14 protein-coding genes are annotated in these 16,412 nt (G+C 67.3%); 10 read left to right on the top strand and 4 right to left on the bottom strand.

The window, feature by feature from the left end:
- Positions 1-160 precede the first annotated feature (160 nt).
- On the top strand, positions 161-1,669 hold the full coding sequence (locus OG300_RS27310; RefSeq protein WP_405485892.1) for an alpha/beta hydrolase: 1,509 nt from the start codon (positions 161-163) through the stop codon (positions 1,667-1,669).
- Positions 1,670-1,735: 66 nt separating this feature from the next.
- Here the strand turns inward: OG300_RS27310 and OG300_RS27315 are convergent, their stop codons facing one another.
- Positions 1,736-2,896 (bottom strand): alpha/beta fold hydrolase, encoded by a 1,161-nt coding sequence (locus tag OG300_RS27315; RefSeq protein WP_405485893.1) that lies wholly within the window; start codon positions 2,894-2,896, stop codon positions 1,736-1,738.
- 158 nt (positions 2,897-3,054) lie between these two features.
- Between OG300_RS27315 and OG300_RS27320 the strand changes: the two genes are divergently transcribed.
- Positions 3,055-3,822 (top strand): SDR family NAD(P)-dependent oxidoreductase, encoded by a 768-nt coding sequence (locus OG300_RS27320; protein ID WP_405485894.1) that lies wholly within the window; start codon positions 3,055-3,057, stop codon positions 3,820-3,822.
- A 26-nt stretch (positions 3,823-3,848) separates the two neighbouring features.
- On the opposite strand, the gene OG300_RS27325 is transcribed toward OG300_RS27320, so the two are convergent.
- Together OG300_RS27325 and OG300_RS27330 are read right to left on the bottom strand one after the other, a co-directional pair.
- The gene (locus tag OG300_RS27325) at positions 3,849-4,976 is read right to left on the bottom strand and encodes a transglycosylase family protein (protein WP_405485895.1); all 1,128 of its coding nucleotides are present in this window, start codon (positions 4,974-4,976) and stop codon (positions 3,849-3,851) included.
- Positions 4,977-5,223: 247 nt separating this feature from the next.
- A complete protein-coding gene (locus OG300_RS27330) occupies positions 5,224-6,051 on the bottom strand; it encodes a TatD family hydrolase (RefSeq protein WP_405485896.1) in 828 nt (275 codons plus the stop codon).
- A 67-nt stretch (positions 6,052-6,118) separates the two neighbouring features.
- Between OG300_RS27330 and metG the strand changes: the two genes are divergently transcribed.
- Positions 6,119-7,678, top strand: a complete 1,560-nt coding sequence (metG, locus tag OG300_RS27335; RefSeq protein ID WP_405485897.1) for a methionine--tRNA ligase — start codon at positions 6,119-6,121, stop codon at positions 7,676-7,678.
- A 226-nt stretch (positions 7,679-7,904) separates the two neighbouring features.
- On the opposite strand, the gene OG300_RS27340 is transcribed toward metG, so the two are convergent.
- Complete coding sequence (locus tag OG300_RS27340) at positions 7,905-8,708, bottom strand: helix-turn-helix domain-containing protein (protein ID WP_405485898.1); 804 nt, start codon at positions 8,706-8,708, stop codon at positions 7,905-7,907.
- Positions 8,709-8,891: 183 nt separating this feature from the next.
- On the opposite strand from OG300_RS27340, the gene OG300_RS27345 reads away from it, so the two are divergent.
- The 7 genes from OG300_RS27345 (at position 8,892) to OG300_RS27375 (ending at position 16,291) form a co-directional block, all read left to right on the top strand.
- A complete protein-coding gene (locus OG300_RS27345; protein ID WP_405485899.1) occupies positions 8,892-9,563 on the top strand; it encodes a TetR/AcrR family transcriptional regulator in 672 nt (223 codons plus the stop codon).
- 421 nt (positions 9,564-9,984) lie between these two features.
- Entirely contained in the window at positions 9,985-11,037 is a 1,053-nt protein-coding gene (locus OG300_RS27350) for a 3-oxoacyl-ACP synthase III family protein (RefSeq protein ID WP_405485900.1), read from the top strand.
- Between the two features lie 8 nt (positions 11,038-11,045).
- A complete protein-coding gene (locus OG300_RS27355; protein ID WP_405485901.1) occupies positions 11,046-11,951 on the top strand; it encodes a hypothetical protein in 906 nt (301 codons plus the stop codon).
- Positions 11,948-13,762 carry a fatty acid CoA ligase family protein gene (locus tag OG300_RS27360; protein WP_405485902.1) on the top strand — a complete coding sequence of 605 codons (1,815 nt, stop codon included), beginning with the start codon at positions 11,948-11,950 and terminating at the stop codon, positions 13,760-13,762. Before OG300_RS27355 ends, OG300_RS27360 begins: the two co-directional genes overlap by 4 nt.
- Positions 13,759-14,028, top strand: coding sequence for a hypothetical protein (locus OG300_RS27365; protein WP_405485903.1), 270 nt, complete (start codon positions 13,759-13,761; stop codon positions 14,026-14,028). Before OG300_RS27360 ends, OG300_RS27365 begins: the two co-directional genes overlap by 4 nt.
- A complete protein-coding gene (locus tag OG300_RS27370) occupies positions 14,025-15,068 on the top strand; it encodes an NAD-dependent epimerase/dehydratase family protein (RefSeq protein ID WP_405485904.1) in 1,044 nt (347 codons plus the stop codon). The genes OG300_RS27365 and OG300_RS27370 overlap by 4 nt, the downstream gene beginning before the upstream one ends.
- A gap of 41 nt (positions 15,069-15,109) precedes the next feature.
- On the top strand, positions 15,110-16,291 hold the full coding sequence (locus tag OG300_RS27375; RefSeq protein ID WP_405485905.1) for a peptide synthetase: 1,182 nt from the start codon (positions 15,110-15,112) through the stop codon (positions 16,289-16,291).
- Positions 16,292-16,412 lie beyond the last annotated feature (121 nt).

Here is a 16,412-nt window from a genome sequence, read left to right on the forward strand (position 1 = left end):
ACGTTTGCTAGCCCAGAGTGCGGGCGTGGCGGATTTCTCCGCGAATCGCCGGCGACACTCCAGCTTCTGCGAGACACCGGTGAAATCGGCCATCCGGCACGGACTTTCGCGTACCGGCCTGTAGCGTCCTGGCTCGGCACCCGGAAAACGAGGAGGTTCGATGCCGGTCCGGCGTATTCGACGGCTGGTCCTGGGCGTGACGATGTTCGCCGCAGGGGTCGCGCTACCGCAGGGCGTCGCGCACTCGGACACTCCGGACGGACTCGACCGCTTCTACCACCAGTCGCTCGGCTGGGGCGCCTGCGACGACCCGGTGCTCGAGGGCACCGGCGCGCAGTGCACCAACGTGCTGGTACCGCTCGATTACGCGAAGCCGGACGGGCGCACCACGACCGTCGCCATCTCGCGGATCGCGGCCACCGACCCGGCGCGCCGCCGCGGCATCCTGATCGGAAACCCCGGCGGGCCCGGCGGTTCCGGCATGCACATGATGGTCCCCAACGGCAAAGCCATGAGCCCGGACGTGCACGCCGAATACGACCTGATCGGCATGGACCCGCGCGGCATCGGCCGCTCCGATCCGATCAAATGCGCGCTGCCGGTGCCGACCATCCTGTTCTCGGCCGGATTCGACATCTTCGGCTACGCCCGCGACACCGCGGTCGCCAGCGCGTTCGCCACCGCGTGCGTGGCGCCGGACCCGGAGAAGGCCCGCCTCATCACCACCCGCAACACCGCCCGCGACATGGACGTCATCCGCTCCGCGATGGGCGAAAACAAGCTGAACTTCTTCGGCCAGTCCTACGGCACCTACCTGGGCGCGGTGTTCGCGCAGATGTTCCCGGATCGCGTCGACCGCATGATGCTCGACAGCGCCATCGATCCGGACCGCTGGTGGATCGGGTTGTATCAGGACCAGGGCCCGATCAACGAGTACGCACTCGACGACTGGGCGGTCTGGGCCGCGCGGCACGACGACCAATACCATTTCGGGACAACACCGGCCGCGGTCCGGGCATTCGTCGAACTCACCATCCACCAGGCCGCCGGGCATCCGATCTTCGCCAATATGTACCTGGTCGACGAGCACACCGTGCCCATGATGATCTTCGCGCTGCTGTCGAACCCGCAGCTCAACACCAATCTGGCCGATGTCATCACCATGATCTCGGTGGGCGTGAACGGCGGCCCGCTGGACATGGACGCGCTCAAGGCCAAGATCGTGGCCGCGGTGCCGCTGGACGCCCAGGGCATGGCCGCGGTCATGTGCGGCGACAAGGGCGCGCCCCGCGATCCGGCCTGGTACTACCCGCATGTCGAGGCCGCCCGCGCCACCCAGCCGGTCTTCGGCGCGTTCGCCAACAACATCACCGCGTGCGCCTTCTGGCCGGATCCGATCGAACCGGCGACGGAGATCCACAACGCCGTTCCCGCACTGATCCTCGGTTCCACGCACGACACCCGCACCGCGTATCAGGAAGGCCTTGCGCTGCACGCGGATATGACGGGTTCGCGCATGGTCACCTTGGCGGACACCAGGATTCACGGCGCGTTCCGGGTGGGCCTGAGCCCGTGCGTGAGCGATATCGTCAATACCTATCTGGCCGACGGCACGCTGCCCGCCACCGACGTCACCTGCCAGGCGGATCCGAGCTTCTTCCCGCAGTGACCCGCAGACGCGACGGGCGCGCCCTCCGATTCGGAAGGCGCGCCCGTTCGCTGTGTCAGTGGAAGATCAGGGCCGCGTCGGCGTGGCCAGCACGCGATCGGTGAAGGCGCCGATGGCATCCCACATCTGCGGGTTGAGCTGGGTGTGGGTGCCGGTGCCGACCACCATCGAATAGTCGACGCGGTTGGCGGCGAACTGGGCGGCCAGCGCGGCGTGCAGCGGCGACGGCACGGTGGTGTCGGTCGCGTTGAGCAGCAACAGGATCGGTGCGTCGTAGCCGCTGACGGGCACGGTCAGGTATTCGTTCACCACGGCCTGCACGGCGGGATCGTTCAGCGGCCGCGACAGCATCTCGCCGATGCCCATGCCGTCGGTGAGCTTCATGATGTCGGTCAGGCACATGGTCGAGGCCTGATCGACCACGTCGCGACCGCGCGGAGTGAGGTAGCTGTTCAGGTCGACCTCGGGGTGAGTGGCGCGCATTCCGGCCAGCATGCTGACCACGAACGAGTTGACGCCCGCCCCGGCCTGCCCGGGAATCGCCGGGACCCACGGGCCGACGAAGGGTGCGACCTTCTCCAGATCCGATTCCGGATCCACCGCGATGGTGCCGCGGAAGTCGAGATCGGGGGTGATCGCCGATTGCAGATTGGCGGTGCCGAGCGCGGCCTGCCCGCCCTGCGAGAAGCCGGTGACCGCCCAGCTCCGCGACAGGTCGGAGCGGATCTCGCGCGCGGCCTTCACCAGATCGATGGTGGCGGTGGCCTCGGTGCGGATCTCGAGATACGGGTGCGGGCCGGTGTCGAAGCGGCCGAGCCCGAGGTAGTCGGGTGCGACGACCGCGAAGCCCTTGTTCACGAAGTACTGCAACACCTTGTCTTCGGCGGGCCGGTTGACGTGGCTGGTGTCGGTCTGCCCGCCACAGCCGGGTCCCATGCCGGAGGTGCCGTGGTCGTAGGCCATGATCGGCCAGCCCCCGGCGGGCGGCTGCCCCTGCGGAACGAACAGTGCCCCACTGGCTTTCACGGGTTCGCCGTTGGAGCGGGTGGTCCAGTAGTCGACGATGGTGGCGTCGGCGATGCCGCGGAAGCCGTCGGGCAGCGTGGTGGTCGCGACAGTGGTGCCCGCGGGGTCGGCGTTCGCCGGCGTGCCCGGAAGCACCAGTAGCGCGCTCGCCGCCGCGATGCCCGCGGTGAGAGTGCGCGTCCGCCAACCGATCAACCGCATGAATCCTCCATCAGGTACCCGACCCAGAACAAAACCGTACGGCGTTCGATATTAACGATTCGGACAATGGTCCAGTGTGAGAAGACTCTGGCAAATAGCTACGGCGTTGCAGCACGCCGACCATTGACCCACGGTGAAACTTGTTCTAATTTCACGCCATGTCGAGCAGATACGAAGGCCGTCGAGTAATAGTCACCGGAGCCGGTTCGGGCATCGGCCAGGGCGTCGCCCTGCGCCTGCTCCAGGAGGGGGCGCAGCTGGTCGCCGCCGACGTCAACCAGGCCGGTCTCACCGCCACCACCGATGCCGTTCCCGCCGACCAGCGCGATCGCCTGCGCACCGTCGTGCTCGACATCTCCGACCCCGAATCGGTGCGCGCCGCGTCCACCGAAGCCCTCGAATTCCTCGGCGGGCTGGACGTTCTCGTCAATGCCGCGGGCATCCTGCGCGCCGCGCACACCCACGAGATGCCGCTCGAGGACTGGAACAAGGTGATCGGTGTCAACCTCACCGGCACCTTCCTGATGGTCCAGGCCGCGCTGCCCGCGCTCGTCGACTCCGGGCGCGGCGTGATCGTGAACTTCTCCTCCACCTCCGCCTTCGGCTCCAACCCGTACATGGCGGCGTACTCGGCGTCCAAGGCGGGCGTCAACGCCTTCACCCACGCCATCGCGCTCGAATACGTGAAGAAGGGCCTGCGCGCGGTGAACATCGTGCCCGGCGGCATCAGCACCGGCATCACCTCGGGCCTGGCGCTGCCCGCGGACGCCGACTGGAGTCTGCTGGCCCGGCTGCCCGGCTGGATCGAGGGTGGCGCGCTGGGCAAGCCCGAGGACATCGCGGGCGTGGTGGCCATGGTCGCCTCCGACGACGGCCGCTACATGACCGGCACCGAACTGCGGGTCGACGGCGGCGCGTTGATGTAAGTGCTTGGGCGCGGCGGCAACCCGGGCTAGCTGATGCCCAGGCGGGCGGTGCAGGCGGGCCACGCGCCCCAGCCCTGCCGGGCCTGGGTCACCGAGGCGATGGCGATCTGCTCCTCGCGGGTCGCCATGTCCGCGCGCGGGGCGTAGCGGGTGCCGCCCTGGCGCTCCCAGGTGTTCTGGTCGAACTGGATGCCGCCGAAGAAGCCGTTGCCGGTGTTGATCGCCCAGTTGCCGCCGGATTCGCATTTGGCCAGCGCGTCCCAGGTGCCGCCGTTCTGCACGTCGGGCACCTCGGTGCCGGGCTTCGCGCCCTTGCGCACGGTCTTGGGGGCGGCGGGGATGATCACGGTCGACTTGATCGGATCCTTGCCCGCCTCTTTGCCGTTCACGATCGAGACCGCGAAGGTGACGTCCTGGGTGCCGGGCGCGCCGGGGTTCTCCACGACGGTGCGGCTCATGTTCATCGTCTGATCCTCGATCACGTTCTCCGGCGGATCGAGGGGGATCCGCTCGGTGCGGTTCTCGACGATCTTGCGGGTGACGGTGATCTTCATGCCGTCGGTGAGCGGCGTGGTCGCGGCGGGTTCCACGAAATCCTGATTGACCAGCGGGTGACCCTGCACCTCGAGCAGCTGCCCGATGGTCGGCGCGGCCAACCGGACCAGAGACGGGGTACTGCCGTTGTCGGACATCTCGACCGTGCGCGGGTTGGTGACCAGCAGCTGCGCGCCTTCCAGCGGCAGCGGGCTGGGGCGCGCGGGCGAGGTGAAGACGTCGCCGGGCAGGTTCAGCTTGGTGATGGCCTGCGCGACGGTCAGCGCGGTGGTCCACGCCGTGGACGGTGAGCCGTCGACGATGAGCGCGACCTGGCGGGCCCGGTTCAGCGTGATGGTCGCCCCGTCGCCGATATGCGCTCCCGGCGAAGGGGATACGTCGTCGCGACCAGTGAGGGCGTACCCGGCGTCCTTGAGCGCGCCGCGTACGTCGCCGCGCATGGTGCTCTCGGCGACCTGCTGACCGTCGATGACGAGGGTGACCTGCTTCTTGCTCATGATGGCCGCACCCGCACCGACGATGAGCGTGACGAGCATCGCCGCGATGGCGCCGTACAGCAGCGGCGAACGCGACGAGTTCAGCTTCGTCAGAGCGTGCATCGGAAATCCCGGCATGGTCACAGTACGATAACGACAGGGTCAGGGATTGACAACCACCCGGCGCGGAACTGCGGGAACATAAATTACGTCCCGATATCGAACCGCAGGTGGATCACGATCGCGGCTGATCATAGTGAGACAGACCACATGATGCCAACCGGCAGGTTGCTCGCACTATTTCTGCGAGAAACGTTCGGATTGCGGCCTTTTCGGTTTGTCGGCGGCCCGCCCGGACCACCCGCGATAGTCAGATTCCGTAGACCCGCCGGGCATTCGCCGTCGTGATCTTGGCCAGCTGCACCGGATCCTGTTCTCGCAGTTCAGCCAGCGCGCGCACGGTGTAAGGCAGCACGTAGGACTCGTTGGGCGCGCCCCGGAACGGATGCGGGGTCAGGAATGGCGCGTCCGTTTCGACCAGGATCAGGTGGTCGGGAACGAGTTTCGCGGCCTCCCGCAATTCATGCGCATTCTTGAAACTGACGGTGCCCGAGAAACTCAGCACATAGCCCTCCGCCACGCACGCGTTCGCCATGTTCGCATCCGACGAGAAGCAATGGAAGATCACCGTTTCCGGCGCGCCCTCGTCCAGCAGCACGGCCAGCAGATCATGATCGGCCTCGCGATTGTGGATCATCAACGGTTTGCCCAGCCGCTTGGCCAGGTCGATATGCCAGCGGAATCCCTCGACCTGCTCCTCGATATCCGCGCAGCCGTCGAGCTTGCCCGGCCAGTAATAGTCGAGCCCGGTCTCCCCCACCGCGACCACGCGCGGATCCGCGGCCAACGCTTCGAGTTCGGCCTTGGCCGCGTCGTCGAGCGCGTTGGCCCGGGTCGGATGCAACGCGACCGCCGCGTACACCCGATCGTTCCAATTCGCGGCCCGCACCGCGAAGCGCGCGGCCTCCAGGTCGTCGGCGACCGTGACCAGTTCCCGGACACCCACCGCGCGGGCCCGATCCACCAGTGCCGCAACCGATTCCGGATCGGTGGCACCGCAGGCGTCGATATGGGTGTGCGCGTCGACGAGCGGGGCCAACGGCTCCGGCGGCTCGGGCGCGGGTCGGCTGGCTTTCATCGGCGGGCCCCCGCCGGGGGGATATTCACGCGAGTGTCTGCGGGCACGCAGATAGAGTAGACACACCATGAGCGCATCCGACCGCCCCGCCTTTTACCTCACCACGGCCATCGCGTACCCGAACGGTGCGCCGCATATCGGACATGCCTACGAGTACATCTCGTCGGATGCGCTGGCCCGCTTCAAACGGCTGGACGGTTTCGACGTCTTCTATATGACCGGCACCGACGAGCACGGTCAGAAGGTGCAGCAGGCCGCCAAGGCGGCCGGGCTCCCGGAGGCGGAGTACGCGTCGCGCAACTCGGACGTGTTCGAGACCATGGACAAGGCGCTCGACGTCTCCTTCGACCGCTTCATCCGCACCACCGACGAGGACCACCAGCTCGCCTCGACCGCGATCTGGGAGCGGATGGCCGCCAACGGCGACATCTACCTCGACACCTACTCGGGCTGGTACTCGGTGCGCGACGAGGCCTTCTACACCGAGGAGGAGACCACCCTCCGCGAGGACGGCACCCGCGTCTCCACCGAGACGCAGACCCCGGTGGAGTGGACCGAGGAGTCCAACTACTTCTTCCGGCTCTCCAACTACCAGGACAAGCTGCTCGAGCACTACGAGACGCATCCGGAGTTCATCGCGCCCGCGACGCGGCGCAACGAGATCCTCTCGTACGTGAAGGCGGGCCTGAAGGATCTGTCGGTGTCGCGCACCACCTTCGACTGGGGTGTGCCGGTGCCCGGCGACCCCGCGCACGTCATGTACGTCTGGGTGGACGCGCTCACCAACTACCTGACCGGTGCGGGCTTCCCGAACACGGATTCGGCGTCGTTCCAGCGCTTCTGGCCCGCGGACCTGCACATCATCGGCAAGGACATCTCGCGGTTCCACACCGTGTACTGGCCCGCGTTCCTGATGAGCGCCGGAATCGAGCTGCCCAAGCGGGTTTTCGTGCACGGCTTCGTGAACTACAAGGGCGAGAAGATGTCCAAGTCGGTCGGCAACGTGGTCGACCCGATGGATCTCGTCGGCGCGTTCGGCCTCGACGCCGTGCGCTTCTTCCTGCTGCGCGAGATCTCCTACGGGCAGGACGGGTCATACAGCCCGGAATCCATTGTGGGCCGGATCAATTCGGATCTCGCCAACGAGTACGGCAACCTGGCGCAGCGCTGTCTGAAGATGGTGGCCCGCGACTTCGGCAGCGTGGCACCGACTCCCGGCCCGTTCACCGAGGAGGACACCGCACTGCTGGATCGGGCCAACGGCCTGCTCGAGAAGGTGCGCGCCGAATTCGACCAGCAGCAGATCCATCTCGGCCTGGAACAGCTCTGGCTCACCCTCGGCGAGACCAACCGCTACTTCTCCGCGCAGGCCCCCTGGACGCTGGCCAAGTCCGGCACCCCGGAGGACACCGAGCGCGAAGGCACCATCCTCTACGTGACCATGGAGGTGCTGCGGATCGTCTCGATCCTGGTGCAGCCCGTCATCCCCGGCTCCGCCGGCCGCATCCTGGACCTGCTCGGCCAGACCGACCGCAACTTCACCGACATCGCCACCCCGCTGGTCGCGGGCACCGCGCTGCCGGAGCCGGAAGTGGTCTTCCCGAAATACGACCCGAAAAAGGTCTGAGCACCCTGAGACGAGTTCCGGTGCCGCCCGCCCCCCTTCGGCGGGCGGTCACCGATCACTCGGCGAACGCAGAACTGCCCGATCCGAACAGCGGAGTCGGATCGGGCAGCTGCTGATCTCGCGGATCCAGCATCCTGTCTGCGCCCGCGCACGGTCAACGGGTGCGACCGGCACGAATTGGGGCACCAACCGCGCGGCAGGCGATTCTCCGCCGATGTACCGATGGTCAATCGGGTACGGGCACGCTCGGGGAGGGGTCGGCGCGGGGGGTCAGGATGAACAGTTGGTAGTGGCAGTCGTCCGGATGCATGGGGTTGTAGGAGCGCATGGTGAGCGAGAGCTGGCCGCCGGTCTCCGGGTCGCGGACGAGGACCAGCGAGTTGTTGAACTGGTCCTCGCTCATGTCGGTGGTCCAGAGTCGCTCGAATTCCGGGTTGACGCGGCAGGTTTCGATGATCTGGGCGAGGCGTTCGGGCTCGACCACACCCGGGGCGTACATGCGCAGGCCGAACAGCAGCCGGTGCACGATCTCCTCCCAGTTGATCAGTACCTGCTGTGCGAGATCGACCGTCATCATCTGCTCGATGACATTGGCGGGACGCTCGGCGTCGGCGCTGGTGGGGATGAGCCACGGGAAGGCTTGGCGGGCGAGCTGATTGGCCGCGAGGATCTCGTACTCGGGGAACTTGTGATAGAAGGCCGGGTACGGCAGCGCCTCGAGGTGTTCGAGATCCTCGGCCCGCAGTTTCGGCGGCCAGGTGCCGATCGAGACGGACGACAGGTTGGGCAGCGCCAGCGACACCATCTTGCGCAGCAGGAAAAGGGAGATGTCGGTGGCCGCGCACCAGTCGGCCAGCCGGCTCGCGGACAGCGGCCGCTCACCCTTCTCGAGTTTGCGGTAGAGGGAGACGCTGACGAACATGCGCCGCGCGACGTCCTCCTGGGTCAGTGAGAGGCTTTCGCGGCGATATCGCATGAAGATGCCGAGCAGGGGCTGTGCGGGAACCTGGTCGATCGAGCCGATTGCCATGTTTACCTCACCTCCTCACGCGCGCTGCCTGTGCCGATCTACCTAATCAGACGGTCTGCGGGATGCAAACGCGGGGATTTACCTCCTTCTGATGGCACGCGCCCTCAATGCCGGAAAAGTTGGGCGAGTGACCGGTATTGATAATGGCATTCGACGAGGGTGGTTCGACGAGGGAGGAAGTGGATGCGCGATAGACAGGTCCGGGCAACGGCGTTGCAGCGCACCAATTTCGACGAACGGCATCGGGCCGCCCGGGATGCCGTGCTCACCTCGCAGCGTGGACGGTTGCTCGAGGCCATGGTCGAGTGCGTGGAGGAGAAGGGGTACAGCGCCTGCACGCTGACCGATATCGTGGCGCGGGCCCGGGTGTCGCGCAGTACCTTCTACGAGCATTTCAGCAATAAGGAGCATTGCTTCGTCGAGGCGGTGCGCAGCGCGTCGGACATCATCGCCGCGCGGATCATCGACGAGCTGGCGCAGCTGCCCGCGTCGGCGGGCGCCCACGAGCGCATCGAATCCATGGTCACCACCTTCTGCGAGACGGTGGCCTCGGAACCGCAGTTCTCGCGGCTGATGCTGGTCGAGACGTTCAAGGTGGATCAGGAGGCGGTCGGGCTGCGGGATCTCGCGGTCGACCGGTTCGCGGATCTGTATCGGGTCTTCTACGCCGAGGCGCGGGCGATGGATCCCGGGTTGCCGGTGATCGCGGACGAGCTGTTCGCGCTGATCCCGGATGCGATCGGCGAGCGCACCCGCCGGGTGATCGTGGCGGAGGGCGCGCACCGGGTGCCCGAATTGGCGCCGCTGTTCGTGGAATTCGTGAACTCGGTGCTGCGGCTGCCCCACCGGCCCTGACGGCGGCCATGTTGCGATAGGCTGTCGTGTTCGCGTCCACGAGGTGAAATCCACTGCCGCTCAGACAGTTTGCGAATTCGGTGGGTCCGGGCGGGGCAACGGCCGGGGGCGGCGTGAAGTCACTCACAGCGAAAGCTGTAATCCGTCATGCCCATGCGACATGAACAACATGTTCACCCTGATTGCTGAAAGTTGTCTGTCGTCTGCACTTTTTTGGGAAGCCCCACCTCAGAACGCCTGCGGCGCGGCAGGCTGACATGTGAATTTTCACGCAACTGTCGGTAACACTAAGCAAGCGTTCACAATTCGTCCCAGACAGTTACACGGAACGCTTCAGTTCCCGAAGATAGTTACCGTCGGGTAGATTCCTTCGCATCCGAGCTTGACGATCACTTTTCCTCCCACTTTCCAGGAGTCCCCTGTGCCGCAATCTCGATTCGAGTCGATCGGCGCTTATCTACCCGAGAAGCGCGTCACCACCGAAGAACTCATTGCGCAATTGAAAGCAGTCCCCGAGTTCGATCTCGAACGAATCACGGGCGTGAAGGAGCGGCGTTTCCGCGACACCCGGCCGGCCAGCCGGGAAGACTCCTTCGCCCTGGCCATGAAGGCCGTCGAAGACTGTCTGTCCAGGTCATCCTATGCAGCAAGCGATATCGACGTCATCATCTCCACCTCCATCACCCGCAGCAAGCACGGCTCCCGCATGTATATGGAGCCGTCCTTCGCCGGGGCCATCGCCCGCGTGATCGGCGCCCGCGAAGACACCATCGCATTCGATCTGTCAAATGCGTGCGCGGGCATGATGAGTGGCGTCTACATTCTCGACCGAATGATCCGATCGGGCGCGGTGAAACGCGGCATCGTGGTCAGCGGCGAAGCCATCACACCGATTGCCGAGACCGCCGTCAATGAGATCAACAGCAAATACGATCTGCAATTCGCTTCGCTGACCGTCGGCGATTCCGGTGCGGCCGTGGTGCTGGACGAGGCCGTCGACGACGCCGACAAGATCCACTACATCGAACTGACCACCGCGTCGGAATTCTCGCACCTGTGCCTGGGCATGCCCAGCGACAAATCCTCGGGTGTGGCGCTCTACACCGACAACCGGAAGATGCACAACGAGGCCCGGTTCCTGCTGTGGACCGATACCCAGCGCAACTTCATGGAGGCCAACGGCGTGACGTTCGCCGACGAGGGCTTCGACTACATCATTCACCACCAGTTCGGCGCGGCCGCGGTGCCTTTCATGAACGCCATTGCCGAGCGTGAATTCGGCCACCCGATGCCGCCGGATCTGAATGTCATCCAGAAGTACGGAAATACATCGAGCACTTCGCATTTCATCGTGCTGCACGACCATCTGAGTCAGCAGGCGATCCCGACCGGATCGAAGATCTTGATGGTCCCGGCCGCCTCCGGCGTCGTCGGCGGTTTCCTGTCCACCACCGTCTCGTCGCTGAAGGTCTGAGGTTCGTCATGGGCGTGCGCATCAAATCCACCGGAATCAGCCGGGACACCGACACTTTCAGCATCGTGGAGCTCAGCGGCCGGGCCGCGCGGCGGGCCATGGAGAGCGCGGGCGTGGAGCCCGGCCGGGTCGGGGTCATGATCAACGCGGGCATCTTCCGCGACAGCAACACCGTCGAGCCCGCGGTCTCGGCGCTGATCCAGAAGGCGGCCGGGATCGGCCTCGACTACGTCAAGGAGGACCCGCGCTCGTTCTCCTTCGACCTGATGAACGCCGGTGTCGGCGTGCTCAACGCGGTGCAGGTGGCGCAGGCGGTGCTGGCCACCGGTAGCGCCGAGCACGTGCTGATCGTCTCCGGCGACACCCACCCGTCGCTGACGCGGTCGGCCGCCAACGACGAATTCCCTTACGCCACAGCCGGTGCCGCGCTGCTGCTGGAGCAGACCGAGGAGCCGGAGGGCTTCGGCCAGGTGCACACCCGGGCCGCCTCTGGCACGTCCGGTCTGGAGTCCTACGTCGATGTCGACAACATGGGTGATCGCGGCCGCGGCCTGATGACCGTCGAGATCGAGCCCGACTACCAGGATCGGCTGCTGGCCGTGGCCCTGGACGCCGCCCGCGCCGCGCTGGCGGGCGCCGAGACGGCGAACATCGCGCTCATCGCCTCGACCCCGTCCGCGGAGTTCCCGCAGCGGCTCGCGGCCGAACTCGGCCTCGACGCCGACGCCGTGTTCACCCCCGACCTGAGTGCGGGCGACCCGCACACCGCGGCCCTGCCGCTGGCGTACCACGCTGCGGCACAGGCGGATTCGCTCGCGAACTACGAGCACGTGCTGTTCGTCGCCGCGGGTGCGGGACCGTCGGCCGCGGCGGTCGTCTACCGCCTCCCGGCCACCGTCGGAGCCGCGGCGTGACCACCGCGACGTATTGGCAGGCCATCGACCGCTTCCGCGCGGTCGTGGCCGCCGATCCGGACCGTGAGGCGGTGATCTACCCGCAGGGGCAGACCGCCTCCGGCCTGCCGGACTACCGCCACCTCACCTACCGTGAGCTCGACGAGTGGTCCGACACCATCGGCCTGCACCTGGCCGCCGAGGGGGTGGGCCGCGGCACCCGCACCATCGTGCTGGTGCTGCCCAGCCCCGACCTGTACGCGATCATGCTGGGGCTGTTGAAGATCGGCGCGGTGCCGGTCGTCATCGACCCCGGCATGGGGTTGCGCAAGATGCTCAACTGCCTGCGCGCCGCGAATGCCGAAGCGTTCATCGGCATTCCGCAGGCGCACGCGGCACGGGTGTTGTTCCGCAAGTACTTCCGTGACGTGCGGGTGGCGCTCACCGTCGGCCCGCGCTGGTTCTGGGGTGGGCCGACGCTGCGCAGCTGGGGTGTACCCGCCGGTTCCGGCGTGCCCGGCACCCGCACCGACGCCGGATTCGAGACCCGCAACGCGAAGGTCAAGGCGCGCTTCACGGAATTGATGACGGCACTGTCGGATTCGCGGCGCGACAGCGACCATCGCGCCCCGTTCGACTCCTTCACGCTGCGTGATCGGGTCCCCGCACCCGCTGACGAGCTGCTGCTCATCGCCTACACGACGGGCAGCACCGGTCCCGCCAAGGCCGTGGAGATGACCCACGGAAACCTCAGCGCCATGGTCGAACAGGTGCACGCGGCCCGCGGCCGGGTGGAGCCGGGAACCTCGCTGATCACGTTGCCGCTGGTGGGCATCCTGGACATGCTGCTGGGTTCGCGCTGTGTGCTGCCGCCGCTGGTGCCCAGCAAGGTCGGGTCGACCGAGCCCGCGCACGTGGTGGACGCCATCAACCGGTTCGGCGTGAAGACCATGTTCGCCTCCCCCGCCGTGCTGATCCCGCTGCTGCGGCATCTGCGCACGCATCGCACCACCGTGCCCACCCTGCACAGCATCTACTCCGGTGGCGCGCCGGTGCCGGACTGGTGCATCGCCGGGCTGCGCGAGGTGCTGCCCGCCGACGCCGAGGTGCACGCCGGATACGGCTCCACCGAGGCGCTGCCCATGTCCACCATCGAATCCCGGGAACTGCTGGGTGGTTTGGTGGAGCGCGCGCATCACGGTGACGGCACCTGCATCGGACGGCCCGCCGAGAACGTGCAGGCGCGGCTGGTCGCCATCACAGACGATCCGCTGCCCACCTGGGCGCAGGCGGAGGCCCGCGAGGCCGACCTGGTCGGCACGCGTGGCATCGGCGAACTGGTGGTGTCGGGTCCGAACGTGAGCACCCGCTACTACTGGCCCGAGCAGGCCAATGTCGCGGGCAAGATCCACGACGGCGAGACGGTGTGGCATCGCACCGGGGACCTGGCGTGGATCGACGGCGAGGGCCGAATCTGGTTCTGCGGCCGCAAGAGTCAGCGCGTGCACGCCGCCGGTGGGCCGATGTTCACCGTGCAGGTGGAGCAGGTCTTCAACACGGTGCCGGGGGTGACGCGGACCGCGCTGGTCGGTGTCGGTGCGCCCGGTGCGCAGCTGCCGGTGCTGTGTGTGGAGGCCGAACCGGGCGCGAACACCACCGCGCTGTCGGCGCAGCTGCGTGAGCGGGCCGCCGAATTCGAGGTCACCGCAAGGGTTTCCGAGATTCTGTTCCACCCGAAGTTCCCGGTCGACATTCGGCACAATGCCAAGATCGGCCGCGAACAGCTCGCGGTCTGGGCGGGAGAACGCCTCGGGAAGGACGATCGACGATGAAGGTGACTGTGCTGCGGGCGATTCCGGTGCTCGGCTGGCTGTACCTGGTGTTCGGCCTGCTGGCCGCGGCCACCGACCGCGCGCCCGCCAACCGGCTGCTGCGCGCGGTGTTCTGGATCGACGCGTTCCTCAGCGTCGTGGTGCACGCCGCCCAGATCCCGGCCGCGTTGCGGGCCACCGCGAACACCGAGCATTCGGCGGTGCGCACGGCCGTCATGACCCAGATCTTCGGACTCACCTGGTGGAAAACGCAGGAGGCGGCATGAAGGCCCTGGTTACGGGGGCGTCCGGATTCCTCGGCGGGGCGATCGTGCGCCGCCTGGTCCAGGACGGCGACTACGAGGTGGCGATCGTCGCCCGGCCCACCAGCAATCTGCGCGACCTGGCCGAGGTGATCGACCGGGTCGAGGTGATCACCGGCGACCTGACCGATCCGGCCTCGCTGGCCCGCGCCACCGCGGGTGTGGATGTCATCTTCCACAGCGCGGCCCGGGTCGACGAGCGCGGCACCCGCGCCCAGTTCGTGGCCGAGAACCTCACGGCCACCGAGCATTTGATGACGGCGGCACGGGGCAACGGCACCTCGCGCTTCGTGTTCATCTCCAGCCCCAGCGCGCTCATGGACCGTGACGGCGGCGATCAGGTGAACGTCGACGAGTCGGTGCCGTATCCGGCCCGGTACCTGAACCTGTACTCGGAGACCAAGGCCGCCGCCGAGCGTGCCGTATTGGCCTCGAACACAGCGGCTTTCACTACGTGCGCGCTGCGCCCGCGAGCCATCTGGGGTGCGGGCGACCGGTCCGGGCCGATCGTGCGGCTGCTGAGCCGCGCGGCGGCGGGCACGCTGCCGGATCTGTCCTTCGGCAAGCACGTGTACGCCTCACTGTGCCATGTGGAGAACATCGTCGAGGCCGCGGTACTGGCCGCGAAATCCGAGAATGCCGGTGGCAAGGCATATTTCGTGGCCGATGCCGAGCAGACCGACGTGTGGGGTTTCCTCGGCGAGGTGGCCGCCGATCTCGGCTACGCGCGGCCGAGCCGACAGCCGAACCCGCGCGTGCTGGCCGCGGCCGTCGCCGCGATCGAGACCGTCTGGCGGATTCCGTTCGTCGCCACCCGCTGGTCGCCGCCGCTGTCGCGCTATGTGGTGGCGCTGATGACCCGTACCGCCACCTACGACACCGCGGCCGCCGCCCGTGATCTCGGGTACCGCCCGGTCGTCGACCGGGCCACCGGATTGAAGGACTTCCTGGCCTGGCTCGAAACCCAGGGTGGCGTAGTCGAATTGACCGCAGGCATCCGCTAGACCGTACCGCCGACCCACCGCGCAGCAAGGCAGGTTCGATCATGTTCCGTCGTCCCATCTCCCCCACCGAGCTCATCTATTTCCCCATGCGGGATCTGGCTCCGCCGTTCCTCATGCAGCTGGTGGTGGAGGGTGACGGCGTGATCGACGCCGAGCAGCTGCGCGGTGCGGTCGCCACCGCGGCGGCCGCGAATCCCGGTGCACGACTGGTCCGGGACGGTAAGCACTGGGTGGACAGCGGCGTGACGCCCGCCGTGCGGGTCGTCGAGCATGCGCTCGAATACGCTGCGCTGGAGGCGGATCCGGTGCTGAACAGCCCGATCGGGCCGGGCCCGGAGGCCACCGTGGAGGTGCTCCTGCTGACCGGCGCGCCCACCACCCTGGTGTTCCGGGTGTTCCACGGCGTCATGGACGGCATGGGCATGGTGATGTGGGCGACCGACGTGCTGCGCGCGCTGCGCGGCGAGGAACCGGTCGGCGCACCGGACCCGATCGCCGACGCCGAACTGGTGGCGAAGGTGGGTGCGCCCGGGCGGCCCACGCTGATGCTGCCGCGCTATCGGTCCGCGCTCGGGCACGGCCGTCAGCTCCCGGGCGAGCACCGGCATCTGTTGCGCACCCGCACCATTCACGCCAGCGGTCCCGGCGCGCTCATGCGGGTCGCCGCCCTGCTGGTGGAGGAGGGCGGCCCGTTCTCCCGCATCATGATCCCGGTCGATATCCGCCGCCACGATCCGGCCTTGCGTTCCACCGCGAACCTGGCCCTGCCGCTGTTCCTCGACGCCGCTCCCGGCACGAATGCCAAGCAGCTCAACGAGATCAAACGCGCGGGCCTGAAGCAGAACCTGGAACTCAACCAGATGGACAACGGCGGCCTGAAGTACCTGCCGCCCGCCGCTGGCCGCGGCCTGCTGCGCACCCTCAATGTCCTGGGCGCGCGCACCGGCCGGAATCTGGCCTCCGCCACCGTCTCCCACATGGGCCGCTACGACCTCGACGCCCTCGCCGTCCCCGGCTTCGCCCCCACCGCCATCCGCGTCCTCCCTCAGCACAGCGTCGCCATGCCGCTGCTGCTCGGCATGACCGAATGCGGCGGCCGCACCGAACTCACGGTCTCCGCCCGCAGCGGCCAGGGCATCCCCGAACGCCTCGACGCGTTGCTGGACCGCATCGTGCAGACGCTGGAATCCGAACTCACCCCGACGAATTCACCGACCGCCTGAATTCGGCGAGAAAAGTACAACGGATCCACAACCAAGCACAGATCGGAATCCGACGATGGCCTGCTGCAACACTCCACGGACCTGCGGAAACGCATCCAGAAGCCGCGTTGTGGCCCAGGCG

Origin of the sequence: Nocardia sp. NBC_00511, from assembly GCF_045161165.1 — a bacterium.
Taxonomy (GTDB): domain Bacteria; phylum Actinomycetota; class Actinomycetes; order Mycobacteriales; family Mycobacteriaceae; genus Nocardia.

Excerpts from the sequence above, each read along its gene's own strand:
- metG (WP_405485897.1), top strand. The coding sequence starts at position 6,119 with ATGAGCGCATCCGACCGCCCCGCCTTTTACCTCACCACGGCCATCGCG.
- OG300_RS27310 (WP_405485892.1), top strand. The coding sequence starts at position 161 with ATGCCGGTCCGGCGTATTCGACGGCTGGTCCTGGGCGTGACGATGTTC.
- OG300_RS27365 (WP_405485903.1), top strand. The coding sequence starts at position 13,759 with ATGAAGGTGACTGTGCTGCGGGCGATTCCGGTGCTCGGCTGGCTGTAC.
- OG300_RS27320 (WP_405485894.1), top strand. The coding sequence starts at position 3,055 with ATGTCGAGCAGATACGAAGGCCGTCGAGTAATAGTCACCGGAGCCGGT.
- OG300_RS27345 (WP_405485899.1), top strand. The coding sequence starts at position 8,892 with ATGCGCGATAGACAGGTCCGGGCAACGGCGTTGCAGCGCACCAATTTC.
- OG300_RS27315 (WP_405485893.1), bottom strand. The coding sequence starts at position 2,896 with ATGCGGTTGATCGGTTGGCGGACGCGCACTCTCACCGCGGGCATCGCG.
- OG300_RS27375 (WP_405485905.1), top strand. The coding sequence starts at position 15,110 with ATGTTCCGTCGTCCCATCTCCCCCACCGAGCTCATCTATTTCCCCATG.
- OG300_RS27325 (WP_405485895.1), bottom strand. The coding sequence starts at position 4,976 with ATGCACGCTCTGACGAAGCTGAACTCGTCGCGTTCGCCGCTGCTGTAC.
- OG300_RS27330 (WP_405485896.1), bottom strand. The coding sequence starts at position 6,051 with ATGAAAGCCAGCCGACCCGCGCCCGAGCCGCCGGAGCCGTTGGCCCCG.
- OG300_RS27370 (WP_405485904.1), top strand. The coding sequence starts at position 14,025 with ATGAAGGCCCTGGTTACGGGGGCGTCCGGATTCCTCGGCGGGGCGATC.
- OG300_RS27355 (WP_405485901.1), top strand. The coding sequence starts at position 11,046 with ATGGGCGTGCGCATCAAATCCACCGGAATCAGCCGGGACACCGACACT.
- OG300_RS27340 (WP_405485898.1), bottom strand. The coding sequence starts at position 8,708 with ATGGCAATCGGCTCGATCGACCAGGTTCCCGCACAGCCCCTGCTCGGC.